This is a genomic window from Halobacillus hunanensis (assembly GCF_900166655.1).
GTDB lineage: Bacteria > Bacillota > Bacilli > Bacillales > Halobacillaceae > Halobacillus_A > Halobacillus_A hunanensis.
Map to the genome: position 1 here is coordinate 239,452 of NZ_FVZB01000005.1, position 13,839 is coordinate 253,290.

Consider the following 13,839-nt stretch of genomic DNA (forward strand, 5'->3'; position numbering starts at 1 on the left):
GTTTTTTTAAGACCTGAGGTGGAATTAATTAACAGGAGGAGGGGGAGCATGTATTCAACGGAAGTGATGGAGCGAACCCGTTCCGCTCTATGGGAAGAGGGCTCTTCAACGACAGACAAATACATAGAATCGTTATCGAAAGTCGAAGCGATGGACTTTGGAGCAATAGCCGAAACCGTCAGACAAAAATACAAAGAACTATAAATGACAAAAAATGGATGACCTGAGGTGGATGTTTCTTCCACCTCAGGTCATCCATACTATTCCATGTCAATCGTTTTGGATGCTCCATAGGAATTGTGCGAGCGCTTGGTCTACTTCGATAAATTCGTGTAAACCTGAGTGTGTGGCGGTCTCATTGAAAAATATCCGTTCTTGGTAATTTACTGGCGGGATAATGCGACTGAGCCCTAGGGCACTCTGTTTACTGACCAGACCATCCCACTGTTTGGCAGGTGGAGCTTCCGGGTTAATGACACCCGCAATCGCTAAAACACTAACCTTTGAGTTAATATTTTCTTTATTTTTGATCATATTTGTTAAAGCATGTGACTCTGCTTTTAGATCAACTGTAGCTGCCCCCGTGTTGGCAGCAAAATAACTCTCTTGCTTAATACCTAAAAAAGGACTGCCAACAGCAACCAGTTTATTCACTGAAGGGAAATTCCCTTGTTGATTATTTAATAGGAAGCTTGTGGCAGCAAGTCCGCCCATAGAATGTCCGACTAGGTTAACTTGTTCAACACCATGATCCACTTTTAAGGTATGCATCACTTTTTTTAACCAATGTGTTTGATCCTTTAAACTGGCACGGTCATTTTCAAACAGGATTTGAATAAACGGATTCAACGAGTGAGGAATATTCCCACGCACCCGCAAATCTCCTGAGGATGAGACATGAATAACCATCTGCTTAGATCCCCAATTGTTGCTTTCAAAACGCTGAAGCATTGTATTGAATGTCCCGGGCCCACCTTTAAACCCGTGAACAAATAGGGTTGGAATGGTCGAGTTGGTTTTTTCAGAACGTGTAGGTGAGGAGTTCATAAAGAAGATAGAACTGCCTAGTAGAAAGAACAAGATGGGGACAAGGATATATTTTTTTCTTTCTTTGTATATATGACTGCGCATGATCTTCCTCCTGATTGCATTTCTTGCTCTAGTGTAACATATTTAAGGTGTTTATATTACATTTACATTACAAATGTTACAGATGTGACAAAAGAAAAAGACCAGTCCCGATTAGGGGGACTGATCTTTATTATCTCCTCAATTTTTGTAATAAACGAAGGATTTCTATATAGAGCCATACAAGTGTAATCATCAGTCCAAAGGCGCCGTACCATTCCATATGTTTAGGTGCTCCTTTGCCCACTCCTCGTTCAATGAAATCAAAATCAAGCACGAGGTTTAAGGCAGCCACCGCGACAATCACCAAACTAATCCCAATCCCAATAGGTCCACTTGAATGCAAGTAAGGAACACTTGCCTGAAAAAAGATATTCAAAATGAAATTAACGAGATAGACAATAAAGATCGCTAGCGTAGCCGAAATAACCATTAATCTAAAATTTTTCGTTACTTTAATGACCCCTGTTGCATAGAGAAACAGGAGCGCGCCCATAACAGCAAAGGTCAAAGAAGCTGCTTGAATGACAACCCCCGGGTAGTTTGATTCCGCGAACGAAGAAATTCCTCCAATAAAAAAACCTTCGAGTGCTGCGTAAATAGGTGCTGTAACAGGTGCTGCTTTTGGAATGAAGATCGTAATCAGGGCGAAAGTCAACCCGCCAATTGCACCGATGATCATCATGAGGCTGACGTTTACTCCCTGCGAATATTGATACCATGTGTAAAGTGCTGATCCGAGCAAAAAGAGAAATAAAAAGAAGGTTTTGGCTACGGTTCCACCGAGAGACATTGTCGCACCTGGGCTGCTGGATCTTTGAAAGGTTTTATCTTTTAAAACGGGATTTCCACTTCGCATTTCCGTCACTCCTTTGTTTAAGTATAAATGCAAAATAGGGGTAGAATAAAGTAAGAGCCATCAACAGGGATCTAATCCGTTTCAGTCATGAATGTTTACTTTTCTGCCCCTGAAGGAAAGTAATTTATACACACCTAATAGGAAAGGAGAATACCAATGAATCAGCAAACGCTTAAAGAAAAGATTATTGATATTATGGAAAAGCACCAAGTTGGTACATTAGCAACAGTTAAAGACGGGAAGCCTTATTCAAGGTTTATGACTTTTTCAAATGATGATGAATTTACTTTCTATACCCCTACGAATAAAAAAACTCATAAAGCAGAGGAAATTGAGGAAAATCCCAATGTCTACATTTTAATTGGGTACGAGGGTGAAGGAATTGGCGACGCCTACCTGGAAGTGGAAGGGCAGGCTAAGATCCGTGACGATCAGAAAATTAAAGATCAACTGTGGAATGAGAAAATGAAACAATGGTTTTCTGGAAAAGATGATCCTGAATATATCGTATTGGAAATTTATCCTGAGAGCATTCGATTAATGAATGCAGGAGCTCAGACACCTGAAGAATTAGAATTATAATCAAATAGAGGTTGTGACATAAGTAAAGCAATGAAGTCAAAAATCCGAACTGATTTCAATTGAAATCAGTTCGGATTATTTTATGCTTTACTTAGTTTTGTCCAGCCTCTAATTTAATGATGCAGAGCATGTTTAATCATTTGCTGAAGCACATTAATAACATGTTCATCATCATGAGAATAGTAAATCGTCGTTCCTTCTCTGCGGTATTTAACGAGTCGCAAATTCTTAAGAAATCGGAGCTGATGAGAGACTGTTGATTGCCGAAGCCCGAGGGTTTCAGAGATTTCATTAACCGCATACTCCCTTTCAAAAAGGAGATTTAAAATCCGAATTCTGGTTGGATCAGACAAGGCTTTGAACGTTTGACTGACAATAAATAGCGTTTCTTCATCCAAGTCTTTCAAATAAAAAGAATCATCCATGCTGAACCCCTCCTTCATCTTGCTCATACATAGAACAGTACTCATCTTCATACTCAATTTCAATCGTAATATGGTCAAGGTGAATCGTATTAATGATCGATTTTACTTGTTCCTTTATTGTGCATATCTCTTCCTTGGAAGCGGAAGAAGGCACCACAATATGTGTAGAGAAGGCGTGGTGTTCCCCATCCAGTGACCATAAGTGAGTATGGTGAGTAGATTCAACGTGGTGAAGTGCATTGATTCGGTCAACCACATCTTCCAGGTTAACATCTTCGGGAACTCCTTCAAGAAATAATCGCATCGTTTTGATTAAATTTAAGACAACGTTATATAAAATGTAGAGAGTGATGGCAATGGAAGCAATCGGGTCGAGAATCGGTAAATCAGCGAAGGCCATGACGATGCTGACAACTAGTACAGCGACCCAGCCTAGAACATCTTCAAGCAGGTGGAGTGACATGACTTTTTGGTTCATTGATTCCCCGCCGCGCAGCCGAAAAGCTGCTGCTCCATTAACAATAATTCCTAATATAGCGAACGCGATCATTCCGCCCGCATGTGGTTGCTCGGGATCCATAAGTCTCGGGATTGCCTCTGTTAAAATAAACACGGATCCTACGATTAACACAATACTGTTAATAAGTGCAGCTAGAAGTGAGAAGCGTTTATAACCAAAAGAGAAATTATGGTTTTTTCCCTTTTTCGAAAACTTTTGCAGAAACCAGGCTAACCCCAGGGATAGCGAATCGCCTAAATCGTGTAACGCATCTGAAAGGATGGCCATACTGTTGGTTAAAATTCCTCCGACAATCTCCAGGAGCGTAAATCCCAAGTTTAGAAAGAAAGCTAACTTAATATTTCCGGTCGTATGGTCATGATGATGGTGATGGTGCCCCATGCTAAACCCCCCTTAGTTCAATATATGTTTATATGTTCATATATATAATACTACTGAACAGTTAAAAAGGTGTCAACTTGTTGCTGACTGTATTTAACTATGCTCACTTTTAGTTATTTTCATTAATTAAAGGGTTGTAATGGAGGATCGAGATTTTGGTCCAATGAATTCATTCGATAAAGGTTTGAGTTATATTCTTTATTCAAGTAAAGAGTTTTTGTATAGTGAAAGTATTACGGATGGAGGAGAATGATTATGAAGTGGATTCAAAAAACATTTCACGAACTCACTACTCAAGAACTATATAACATTTTAGAGTTGAGAGTAGAAGTATTTGTCGTTGAACAAAATTGTCCGTACAAAGAGGTGGACGGCCTTGATGAAGAATGTGTACATATTTGGCTTGAAGAGGAGGGAGAAATGATTGCCTATTGTAGAATCGTTCCATCGCAGGCAAGTGGAGAGTATGATTCAATTGGCCGCGTGCTTGTCGTGAAGCAGCAGCGCGGTAAAGGTTATGCAAAAGATCTCATGAATAAAGCAATTGAGACGTTAAAGCAAAGAGGCGATGTTGAGGGGATATCTCTGCATGGGCAAGAGTACTTAAGACATTTTTATGGGTCGTTTGGCTTTCAAGAAGTTACAGAAGTTTATTTGGAAGACAACATCCCGCATGTGGATATGGTGATGAAAGTGTAGACATTTCAAGATGTTTGAGGACAAGTATGAGGTGGAAAATATACTTTGTGACTTACAAAATTGGAGGGAACTCACATGAGTCCGCAAACATTTACTAAACAATATATTAATGGGGAATGGAAGACGGGAGCAAGCGAACAAACCGTTGAGAATATAAATCCCTATACTCACCATACTATCGCAAGTATTCCATCAGCTGATGAGGAAGACTTGGACCATGCATATAAAGCTGCTCAGGCAGCACAGAAGGTCTGGAAAAAGGTTACACCAGGGAAAAAACAAGCTTACTTTGATTCACTACAAAAAGTTGTGGCGGATCGCAAGGATGAAATTATAGATTGGCTTGTGAAGGAATCGGGAAGTACGCTGACTAAAGCCGAGGCAGAGTTCCAGACAGCTAATGGTATTCTTCGAGAAGCTGCTTCATTTCCAACCCGGATGGAAGGGCAAATCCTGCCATCGAACATACCGGAGAAAGAAAACCGTATTTATCGTTCTCCTAAAGGAGTCATTGGCGTTATTGGCCCTTGGAATTTCCCGTTTCATTTAGCGATGAGATCGGTGGCGCCGGCCATTGCAACTGGTAATACAGTAGTGGTTAAACCAGCGTCCAGCACTCCCGCTACAGCAGGGCTGCTTCTTGCTGAACTATTTGAAGAGGCAGGATTTCCGGCTGGAGTATTGAATGTTGTCGTAGGCCGTGGCTCTGAAATTGGAGATGCTTTTGTAACGCATCCTATACCTGAACTTATTTCATTTACGGGTTCTACAGAGGTGGGCAGCCGTATCGGAGAGCTCGCTGGAAAGCATCTAAAAGATACGGCTCTTGAATTAGGTGGTAATAACGCAATGATCGTTCTTGATGACGCTGATATTGACAGAGCTGTCGAAGCTGCATCCTTCGGTAAGTTTTTACACCAAGGACAAATTTGCATTGCGCTCAACCGAATCATTGTTCATGAGTCAGTTCACGATCAATTTGTGTCAGCTCTGCAGCAAAAAGTCCAAAAGCTTCAGTTTGGTGACCCTGCTGAAAAAGAAACGATCGTCGGTCCGCTCATTAATCAAGAAGCCGCTGAACGTATTCAAAAGGATATGAACGACAGCCTTGAGCAGGGAGCTGAAAAACTTGCTGGCGGAGAGGTAACAGGCAACTTGATACAACCGACTTTATTGACGAATGTGACGAATGACATGCCAATTGCGAAAAACGAGATCTTCGGACCGGTAGCCGCTGTTATTCAAGCGGTCAATGAAGAGGAAGCTATCCAGCTGGCTAATGATTCCCCATATGGCTTAAGCGGTTCGGTGTTCACGACTGATGTTCATCGTGGTGTTGAAGTCGCTAAACAAATCGACACGGGTATGATTCATGTGAACGACCAATCTGTCAACGATGAAGGGCACGTTGCCTTCGGTGGTGAAAAACAATCTGGACTAGGTCGTTTTGGCGGTTCCTGGGCAATTGATAAATTTACAACGGTCAAAACGATTGGGGTAATGAACGGGTATCGTGAATTTCCATTTTAATAAAGAAACGGAGTCAGAGTTTTAGCGCTCTGACTCCGTTTTTTGAAATTTTTTAAAGCGTCGGATTGATTCTTCAAGGTCTTCTTTCGAGTTGTTCAAGCCAATTCTAACATATCCTTCTCCATAGGTTCCGAAGCCAACACCTGGAGCTACAAACAATCCAACTTGATCCAGCAGTGCATCGGCAAAGGATTGTGACGAATAGCCTTCAGGCACTTTCAGCCATACGAAAAATGACCCTTTACATGGCATTAGTTCCCAGCCTAACTCCTCAAACCCTCGTGCTAAAATATTTCTTCTTTCCTCATACGTTTTACGTAATTCTTTAACAGAATCCTGAGGCTCAAGTAAAGCTGTAGCTGTAGCTTCCTGAAGGGCACCGAACAGACTCACATGATAGTGATCCTGAATCAGTTCGATCGCTTCGACCACACTAGGATTTCCAACGGCAAAGGCCACGCGCCACCCAGCCATGTTATACGTTTTAGACATCGTATAGATTTCAATCCCCACTTCTTTCGACCCAGGCATTTGCAGAAAACTCAGCGGTTTTTTATGTTCATCAAATCCGATAGCTCCATACGCGAAATCATGAACTACACAAACATCATGTTTATCAGCAAAGTCAATGGTTTCCTGGAAAAATTCCTCTGAAGCGACCGCTCCTGAAGGATTATTTGGATAGTTGAGGAACATTAATTTAGCTTTTTCCAAAATGTCGTGGTCTAATTGTGCATAGTCTGGTAAAAAGTCATTCTCGCGCAGAAGAGGCATCGACTTCATGACAGCATCAGCTATGGAGACACCAGACCAGTAATCTGGATAACCAGGGTCAGGCACGAGTGCGATATCTCCCGGATTAAGCAGGCATTGACTTAGCTCTACAAGCCCGGCTTTACTGCCGGACATAATTGCGACTTCGGAGGAAGGGTCTACATCAACGTCATATTCACGTTTATAGAACTCAGCGACTGCTTCCTTTAGAAAATCAAATCCTTTAAAGGGCGGGTATTTATGATAAACCGGGTTTTCAGAGGCCTTTTGTAAGGATTGAACAATATGGGGAGGGGTAGGCTGATCGGGATTACCCTGTCCCAAGTTCAGAATATCGTGGCCTTGGTTCTGGTATGTATTTAACTTTTTAACGAGTGTCGCAAAAAATTGATCGGGCAGCCTTTTAAGCGTTTCCGATTGGGGGAATGTTTTCATAGTATCGCACCTTTTCATGATATTTTTGAAAAGTCTAATAAGTCATCTTAACGTGTGAACGGTAATTTGTAAAGCAGCTCTGTTTTTGCTTAACAGCAAATTGGGGTATAAATAAGATAGATGATGAGAAGGAGTGAGTCGGAATGAAGTTTGTGATTATTGGTGGAGATGCAGCCGGTATGAGTGCGGCGATGCAAATTGTTCGTAATAGTGAAGGAAATGAAATTGTTACGTTGGAACGTGGTGAAATCTATTCGTACGGTCAGTGCGGCCTGCCATATGTATTTGGAGGGGAGGTGGATTCATTTGATGATTTAATTGCCCGGACGCCGGAGCAGTTTCGCAATAAGTATGGAATTGATGCGAGGCAGCGTCATGAAGTTACCAAAGTGGCCTGTGACCACAAATTCGTTTACGGAATAGATCATAACAGCGGGGAAAAGTTTAAAGAGTCGTATGACCGTTTACTTATCGCTACGGGTGCAGATCCCGTCATGCCGCCATGGGAAGGGAAGGATCTGTCCGGTATTTACTCATTAAAAACGATCCCTGATGCAAAGGATATTATGGCTGGATTAGAAGATAAAGCAGATCAAGTGACGATAATCGGTGGAGGTTATATTGGTCTAGAGATGGCTGAGAATTTGGCTGCCATTGGGAAGAAAATCCGAATCATTGATCGAGGGGATCGTTTAGGCAAAATCTTTGATGAGGATATGAGTTCATTCATTCATAAAGAGGCTGAGAGGCAAGGTGTTGAGTTGTTACTTGGTGAATCTGTAGAAGGGTTCAACGGGACGAAAAAGGTAAAGAGTGTCATCACAGATCATGGAGAATATGAGACTGATCTTGTCCTGGCAGCAGTCGGTGTAGCCCCTAACACATCTTTTTTAAACGGAACAGGCATTTATACAAGTTATCATCAAGCCATTGAAGTCAATGCCTTTATGGAAACTAGCATCATGGATATTTATGCAGCAGGAGACTGTGCTACACAGTTTAATCGTGTCAAGCAGCGGCCGGATTATGTGCCGCTTGGTACCCATGCAAATAAACAAGGTAGAATTGCAGGATTAAATATGGTGGATCATTCTCGAACCTTTCAGGGAATTGTCGGTACTTCCATTCTGAAATTTTTTGATTTGACGCTTGGTCGGACAGGGATTTCCTCCCAGGAGGCAAAGGAAGCACATATCCCTTACGAAACAGTTAAAATTGAATCTACACATGCAGCTGGCTATTATTCAAAAGAAGATTCGATGACACTGAAACTGATTTACGATGAACAATCAAGACAGTTACTCGGAGGCCAGGTTATCGGAGGTCAGGGCGTTGATAAACGAATCGATGTGCTGGCCACAGCGATTTACCATGGTATGAAGATTGATGAACTTGTAGATTTGGATCTCTCTTACTCCCCGCCTTATAACAGTGTGTGGGATCCAATTCAGCAAGCGGCCCGTCGTGCAAAGTGAAACATTTTCCCATTTGGATCGTATACGGGTTGTGTCGTTAAATAAAGGAGGCCTATCAGTGAAAGAACAAGGATGTGTAAAATGTGGCAGTACGGAAGCGGGATCAAAAGATGTGTCGATGACGGGTTCTGGTCTGTCTAAAATGTTTGATGTGCAAAACAATAGATTTACCGTAGTCTTTTGTAAAAGTTGCGGGTACTCTGAATTTTATAATGCACAAGCGTCGAAAAGCAGTAATATTTTTGATTTATTTTTCGGGTAGAGGTAAAGCATCCACAAGGCTGGGTGCTTTTTGGAATTTATATCCTTAAAAGACGGTGGTTTTGATAAAATAAATATAGGCAAAGATACAGAGATTAACAAGCATCTAAACGAAAGGAGGAAGCACATGGAGTATAAGGGTCCATCCGCCTATGATGAGGATGATTTTTTCCAACGTTTCTTATCAAGAAGAAATCGGAAAGATAGTCCAAATAATACGATGGAATATCCAGCTATTATAAAGTTGCTCGGAGAAGTGGATCAGAAAAAGATTCTTGATCTTGGGTGCGGAGATGCCCGATTTGGGGTGGAATTGCTTAATCAGGGGTGCTCATCATACGAAGGAGTGGAAGGATCGCGTAACATGGCAGCGCAAGCAGCGGAGAATCTTAACGGATTGCAAGGACACGTGTCTCATTCTTATTTGGAGGAATGGAACTATCCTCTGAACCATTATGATGTGATCATTTCCAGGATGTCTCTTCATTACATTAAAAAACTTGACCACATTTTTGAGCAGATTAATCACGCGCTTCATGAACATGGTAAGTTTATTTTTAGTGTCCAGCATCCAGTGTTAACGGCTTCGCAGGGGAGTGCTGAGCAATCATCGAGAAAGACAAATTGGATGGTAGATGATTATTTTCACGGGGGAAAACGAGTGGAACCATGGATTGATGAGCAAGTCATTAAGTATCATCGCACGATTGAAGACTATGTTAAGCTTATCAAAACATCCGGTTTTAAAATGGACGATATTAGTGAATGTGCGCCTAAGAGGAAAATGTTTACTAGTGAGGAAGAGTATCAGCGAAGATTACGGATCCCGCTTTTCCTAATATTTGCTTGCCATAAATAAAGTAGAGGCTGGGACAAAAGTATTTTTATCAATTGAAAATCCGAACGTAAGTAAAACTGTAATTGGTGCACATAACCGCTGCGAAAATAAACTTCGCTTTCCGCGGGCGGCTGTTGAGCCTTCTTGTGCTGACGCACTGCGAGGTCTCACCTAGGCCTTTCCTCCCGCGGGAGTCTCCGTATATTTTCTCCGCTTAAACAGCATTTCGTTCGTCTTTTTACTTTAGATATTCAATTATGTCCCAGCCTCTAATCATGGAATAGGATAGATTACACGATATTACTTATAAAGGTCGGGTCTGCGGTCCTGGAATATCGGAATCTGTTCGCGAATAGCCTCTACCCTGGAAAAATCAACTTCAACGATCAATATTTCTTCCTCTTCACCGGCTTCACCAACAACTGTTCCCCACGGATCAATCACTAGTGAGTGGCCGCCAAATTCATTATTAGGATCCGCCCCTACTCGGTTACAAGCAATGACAAAACATTGGTTTTCAATAGCACGGCTGATTAATATATTCCGCCAATGCTCAGTCCTTGGCTTTGGCCATTCAGCCGTAACGAACAACCCACGGGCCCCTTCAAGCATGTGCGTTCGAATCCATTCAGGGAAGCGGATATCATAACAGATCACACCAGCTACAGGTGTGTTTCCTAATTGAAAAACCCCCTGTTGATCCCCTGAATTTAAAAACTTCTCTTCATCCATCAAGCGAAACAAATGGGCTTTTCGATACTTCAGACGACGCTGACCAGACTCATCATAGACAACAAACGTATTGTAAAAATCCTCTCCATCACGTTCGGCAACAGAACCTGCGACCGTAACCTTATGGTGTTGTGCCAACTCCATCATTAATTGGTGGGTAGGACCGTCTATCTCTTCTGCGATTTCATCAAAACGTCCTAAATCGTAACCTGTCGTCCACATTTCAGGGAGAAGAATAACTTCCCCGCCATGATCAACGGCTTCTTTGATGTGTGCCCGTGCATGATTTCGATTCAATTCAGGATTGCCAAAAGCTATATCCATTTGAATAATTGCCAAATTTGTTGTCATTGTCTCACCTCTTTTCATTCAGTGTACCAGAAATTGCTGCCCGTTTGTGGCAGTACAGGAATTTATAAGAGCAGTTTCCAGCCCATAAACATACATAAAGTTAGCCAGATCCAGCTCTGGCACGCAAGACTAGATCGGTGGTAAGGAAGTTCGGTTAAGGTCGGGGAAAAGGAAGTTCGACTAAGGTCGGCACGTCCTGTGCCAACGCCGAACTACCCCACTACGCGCGAGGGTCTGTGCCAATGTCGAACGCCCCCGCTTCCTGAGAGGCCCTTTGTATGAAAAGCTTAAAACCATGCTACAATATTAGCATAATCATAAAAGGAGAGGGCGTAGGGTCTATGTTTGAGCTGCTTCTGCCGATGCTTGAGCGGTTGGGCATTATTGTAACTGTTGCTTTTATTATTACTCGTTTTAAGTTTTTTCGTGAACTGATTGATCAGAAGACACTTGATCGGCCTCAGCAATATATGGCGATTGTGTTTTTTGGGTTGTTTGGAATTATAGGTACTTACACAGGTATTACATATGATGTGCATTCATTTGAATATAGCAGTTGGGCTATTAATCTTGGTGAGTCAGAGGCACTTGCCAATTCCCGTGTGATCGGGATAGTTGCTGCGGGATTGTTTGGCGGCTACCGGATTGGTGTGGGGGCAGGACTGATAGCCGGAATCCATCGGTTTTCCCTCGGCGGATTCACAGGATTTGCGTGTGGAATCTCAGCGGTAATAGCGGGTCTGATAGCCGGTTTTTTTCACAAAAAAGATCAACCTCTAAAGTTAAAGACGGCATTAATAGTTGGGGCGCTTGCAGAGACAGTACAGATGGGTGTCATTCTTACCATCTCAACGCCATTTGCCCGTGCGTGGGAGCTGGTACAGGAGATTGGCCTGCCTATGATCGTAGCCAACGGGGTTGGGTCGGCTTTGTTTTTACTTATTATTCGTAATGTATTAAATGAAGAAGAGAAAGCGGGAGCGATTCAGGCTCAAAGAGCGCTTAAACTGGCGGAATCTACGATTTCATATCTCCGTAGAGGTTTGACGATGGACTCCGCGCAAAAGGCATGCCAGATTATTTATCATGAAGTAGGGGTTCAGGCGATTTCAATGACGGACAATCAAAAAATACTAGCTCATGTTGGACAGGCAGACGACCACCATAAGCCTGGGGAGATAATCCTGACACGAGCGACAAGAGAGGTCATTCAAACAGGTGAGCTCGTTGTCGCTCGTCATGAAGATATTAACTGCAGTGAGCCGACCTGTCCTCTCGGGGCTGCTGTTATCGCTCCACTCAACAGGAAACAGGAGGTCGTCGGGACGTTGAAGTTTTATGTTCAATCTGAAAAAGAAGTGTCGAACGTACTGCTTGAATTGATTCAGGGGTTGAGTGCCTTGCTTGGTCAGCAGCTTGAAATCGCAGAAGCTGAGAAGGCTCAGGAATTGGCGAGGGCAGCTGAAGTGAAGGCACTGCAAGCACAGGTAAACCCTCATTTTCTTTTTAACTCACTGAATGTGATTGTTTCCCTTACACGCTCAGAGCCTGATCGGGCCAGAGCATTATTGATTGCTCTCTCTAAGTTTTTTAGACAAAATCTCGAATCAACGACTAGAACATGGACCTCATTGAAGGAAGAACTTCAGCATGTGAAATCCTATTTAACTATCGAAGAGACACGGTTCGTGGATAAATTACATGTGCACTATGAGGTGGAGGATCGGGCGCTGGGAGTGAAAATAGCCCCTTTAACTCTTCAGCCTTTAGTAGAAAATTGTATCAAACACGGAATTAAGGATCAGGAAGAAGATTGTGAAATTACGATACGGATTAAACACGTGACCAAAGGCGTACATATATCTGTCATAGACAATGGAAGCGGTATTCTTCCAGAGCGATTGAAGGCGCTTGGAGATGAGGAGGTAGAGTCTGAAGAAGGAACTGGTTTAGGGTTATACAATGTAAATAAACGTCTTAAGCATATGCACGGAGATCAATCGGCACTACATATTAGCAGTGAACCGGGCGAGGGAACGGAGATATCCTTTTTCATTGGAAAAAGAGAGGAGGAGTCTGTATGAGAATGACAGTGGTGGTGGTTGATGATGAACGATTTAGCCGGGAAGAGCTCATTTTTTTGTTGGAGAAGTATCCTTCTATAGAAGTGATCGGTGAAGCTGATTCAGGTGAAGCCGCGTTAATGAAAACGATCCAGTTGCAGCCCGATGTTCTGTTTCTCGATGTGGAGATGCCAAAAATGGATGGAATGGAAGTAGCTCAATCTGTCCAAGAATTAAAAAAAGCACCTGTAATAGTTTTTGCAACAGCTTATTCCAATTTTGCCGCTGAAGCGTTTCGTCATGAAGCTGTGGACTACTTGCTTAAACCATTCGATGAAGGTCAGTTATCCGAGACTATCGAACGGTTGAAGAAAAAACTGGCTTGGAGCAGTGGGCCAGCTGCTCAAGCTCAGGTGCCTGCGAAACTAGCTGTAGAAGAAGAAGGTGAAATCAGTTACCTTGACCCTGCAGATATTTTATATGTGTACCGGGAAGGGCGGGTAACGAAGATTGTAGGAAAAAACAAAACACATGATACAAAATGGCCGTTAAAGGATATAGAAGAACGACTGGAACCTTTTTCGTTTTTCAGAATTCATAAGAGCTATCTCGTTAATCTTGATTACGTTGACCGGCTTACACCCTGGTTTAACGGTGCTTATCAACTGGAAATAAAAGGCCATAAAGATAGACTTTCGGTTAGCCGTAACTATATTAAGGGCTTGAGAAAACAATTAGAGTTATGAATTTTGAGTGTATGACAGACATGCTTTTCAACATGTTATG

The 13,839-nt window shown here is 42.4% G+C and carries 15 protein-coding genes; 9 read left to right on the plus strand and 6 right to left on the minus strand.

Annotated elements, in window-relative coordinates; genetic code table 11:
• Window positions 1-48: 48 nt before the first annotated feature.
• Window positions 49-204: a hypothetical protein gene (locus B5354_RS20390; protein ID WP_176142386.1), complete on the plus strand. Its 156-nt coding sequence runs from the start codon at window positions 49-51 to the stop codon at window positions 202-204.
• A 66-nt stretch (window positions 205-270) separates the two neighbouring features.
• Here the strand turns inward: B5354_RS20390 and B5354_RS02155 are convergent, their stop codons facing one another.
• Window positions 271-1,131 (minus strand): alpha/beta fold hydrolase, encoded by an 861-nt coding sequence (locus tag B5354_RS02155; protein ID WP_079525508.1) that lies wholly within the window; start codon window positions 1,129-1,131, stop codon window positions 271-273.
• 130 nt (window positions 1,132-1,261) lie between these two features.
• A complete protein-coding gene (locus B5354_RS02160; protein WP_079525510.1) occupies window positions 1,262-1,987 on the minus strand; it encodes a Bax inhibitor-1/YccA family protein in 726 nt (241 codons plus the stop codon).
• A 156-nt stretch (window positions 1,988-2,143) separates the two neighbouring features.
• Between B5354_RS02160 and B5354_RS02165 the strand changes: the two genes are divergently transcribed.
• The gene (locus B5354_RS02165; protein WP_079525513.1) at window positions 2,144-2,569 is read left to right on the plus strand and encodes a pyridoxamine 5'-phosphate oxidase family protein; all 426 of its coding nucleotides are present in this window, start codon (window positions 2,144-2,146) and stop codon (window positions 2,567-2,569) included.
• Window positions 2,570-2,682: 113 nt separating this feature from the next.
• Here the strand turns inward: B5354_RS02165 and B5354_RS02170 are convergent, their stop codons facing one another.
• Together B5354_RS02170 and B5354_RS02175 are read right to left on the minus strand one after the other, a co-directional pair.
• Window positions 2,683-2,994, minus strand: a complete 312-nt coding sequence (locus tag B5354_RS02170; RefSeq protein WP_163528360.1) for an ArsR/SmtB family transcription factor — start codon at window positions 2,992-2,994, stop codon at window positions 2,683-2,685.
• Window positions 2,987-3,895, minus strand: coding sequence for a cation diffusion facilitator family transporter (locus B5354_RS02175; protein ID WP_079525517.1), 909 nt, complete (start codon window positions 3,893-3,895; stop codon window positions 2,987-2,989). The genes B5354_RS02170 and B5354_RS02175 overlap by 8 nt, the downstream gene beginning before the upstream one ends.
• A 255-nt stretch (window positions 3,896-4,150) precedes the next feature.
• Between B5354_RS02175 and B5354_RS02180 the strand changes: the two genes are divergently transcribed.
• Both B5354_RS02180 and B5354_RS02185 read left to right on the plus strand, forming a co-directional pair.
• On the plus strand, window positions 4,151-4,594 hold the full coding sequence (locus tag B5354_RS02180) for a GNAT family N-acetyltransferase (RefSeq protein ID WP_079525519.1): 444 nt from the start codon (window positions 4,151-4,153) through the stop codon (window positions 4,592-4,594).
• A 75-nt stretch (window positions 4,595-4,669) separates the two neighbouring features.
• Window positions 4,670-6,124 (plus strand): aldehyde dehydrogenase family protein, encoded by a 1,455-nt coding sequence (locus tag B5354_RS02185; protein ID WP_079525521.1) that lies wholly within the window; start codon window positions 4,670-4,672, stop codon window positions 6,122-6,124.
• A 21-nt stretch (window positions 6,125-6,145) separates the two neighbouring features.
• Here B5354_RS02185 and B5354_RS02190 read toward each other — a convergent pair whose 3' ends face one another.
• Entirely contained in the window at window positions 6,146-7,333 is a 1,188-nt protein-coding gene (locus tag B5354_RS02190) for a pyridoxal phosphate-dependent aminotransferase (RefSeq protein ID WP_079525523.1), read from the minus strand.
• 143 nt (window positions 7,334-7,476) lie between these two features.
• Between B5354_RS02190 and B5354_RS02195 the strand changes: the two genes are divergently transcribed.
• The 3 genes from B5354_RS02195 (at window position 7,477) to B5354_RS02205 (ending at window position 9,928) form a co-directional block, all read left to right on the plus strand.
• Window positions 7,477-8,808 (plus strand): FAD-dependent oxidoreductase, encoded by a 1,332-nt coding sequence (locus tag B5354_RS02195; RefSeq protein ID WP_079525525.1) that lies wholly within the window; start codon window positions 7,477-7,479, stop codon window positions 8,806-8,808.
• Window positions 8,809-8,866: 58 nt separating this feature from the next.
• Window positions 8,867-9,070, plus strand: a complete 204-nt coding sequence (locus B5354_RS02200) for a zinc ribbon domain-containing protein (protein WP_079525527.1) — start codon at window positions 8,867-8,869, stop codon at window positions 9,068-9,070.
• Window positions 9,071-9,196: 126 nt separating this feature from the next.
• Complete coding sequence (locus B5354_RS02205) at window positions 9,197-9,928, plus strand: class I SAM-dependent DNA methyltransferase (protein WP_079525529.1); 732 nt, start codon at window positions 9,197-9,199, stop codon at window positions 9,926-9,928.
• A 279-nt stretch (window positions 9,929-10,207) separates the two neighbouring features.
• Here the strand turns inward: B5354_RS02205 and B5354_RS02210 are convergent, their stop codons facing one another.
• The gene (locus tag B5354_RS02210) at window positions 10,208-10,990 is read right to left on the minus strand and encodes a carbon-nitrogen family hydrolase (RefSeq protein ID WP_079525531.1); all 783 of its coding nucleotides are present in this window, start codon (window positions 10,988-10,990) and stop codon (window positions 10,208-10,210) included.
• Between the two features lie 341 nt (window positions 10,991-11,331).
• Between B5354_RS02210 and B5354_RS02215 the strand changes: the two genes are divergently transcribed.
• The gene (locus B5354_RS02215) at window positions 11,332-13,074 is read left to right on the plus strand and encodes a sensor histidine kinase (RefSeq protein WP_079525533.1); all 1,743 of its coding nucleotides are present in this window, start codon (window positions 11,332-11,334) and stop codon (window positions 13,072-13,074) included.
• The gene (locus B5354_RS02220) at window positions 13,071-13,799 is read left to right on the plus strand and encodes a LytR/AlgR family response regulator transcription factor (RefSeq protein ID WP_079525535.1); all 729 of its coding nucleotides are present in this window, start codon (window positions 13,071-13,073) and stop codon (window positions 13,797-13,799) included. Before B5354_RS02215 ends, B5354_RS02220 begins: the two co-directional genes overlap by 4 nt.
• The last annotated feature ends 40 nt before the right edge of the window (window positions 13,800-13,839 follow it).

Coding starts and splice junctions, on each gene's coding strand:
- B5354_RS20390 (WP_176142386.1), top strand. CDS start 49: ATGTATTCAACGGAAGTGATGGAGCGAACCCGTTCCGCTCTATGGGAA.
- B5354_RS02155 (WP_079525508.1), bottom strand. CDS start 1,131: ATGCGCAGTCATATATACAAAGAAAGAAAAAAATATATCCTTGTCCCC.
- B5354_RS02160 (WP_079525510.1), bottom strand. CDS start 1,987: ATGCGAAGTGGAAATCCCGTTTTAAAAGATAAAACCTTTCAAAGATCC.
- B5354_RS02165 (WP_079525513.1), top strand. CDS start 2,144: ATGAATCAGCAAACGCTTAAAGAAAAGATTATTGATATTATGGAAAAG.
- B5354_RS02170 (WP_163528360.1), bottom strand. CDS start 2,994: ATGGATGATTCTTTTTATTTGAAAGACTTGGATGAAGAAACGCTATTT.
- B5354_RS02175 (WP_079525517.1), bottom strand. CDS start 3,895: ATGGGGCACCATCACCATCATCATGACCATACGACCGGAAATATTAAG.
- B5354_RS02180 (WP_079525519.1), top strand. CDS start 4,151: ATGAAGTGGATTCAAAAAACATTTCACGAACTCACTACTCAAGAACTA.
- B5354_RS02185 (WP_079525521.1), top strand. CDS start 4,670: ATGAGTCCGCAAACATTTACTAAACAATATATTAATGGGGAATGGAAG.
- B5354_RS02190 (WP_079525523.1), bottom strand. CDS start 7,333: ATGAAAACATTCCCCCAATCGGAAACGCTTAAAAGGCTGCCCGATCAA.
- B5354_RS02195 (WP_079525525.1), top strand. CDS start 7,477: ATGAAGTTTGTGATTATTGGTGGAGATGCAGCCGGTATGAGTGCGGCG.
- B5354_RS02205 (WP_079525529.1), top strand. CDS start 9,197: ATGGAGTATAAGGGTCCATCCGCCTATGATGAGGATGATTTTTTCCAA.
- B5354_RS02210 (WP_079525531.1), bottom strand. CDS start 10,990: ATGACAACAAATTTGGCAATTATTCAAATGGATATAGCTTTTGGCAAT.
- B5354_RS02215 (WP_079525533.1), top strand. CDS start 11,332: ATGTTTGAGCTGCTTCTGCCGATGCTTGAGCGGTTGGGCATTATTGTA.
- B5354_RS02220 (WP_079525535.1), top strand. CDS start 13,071: ATGAGAATGACAGTGGTGGTGGTTGATGATGAACGATTTAGCCGGGAA.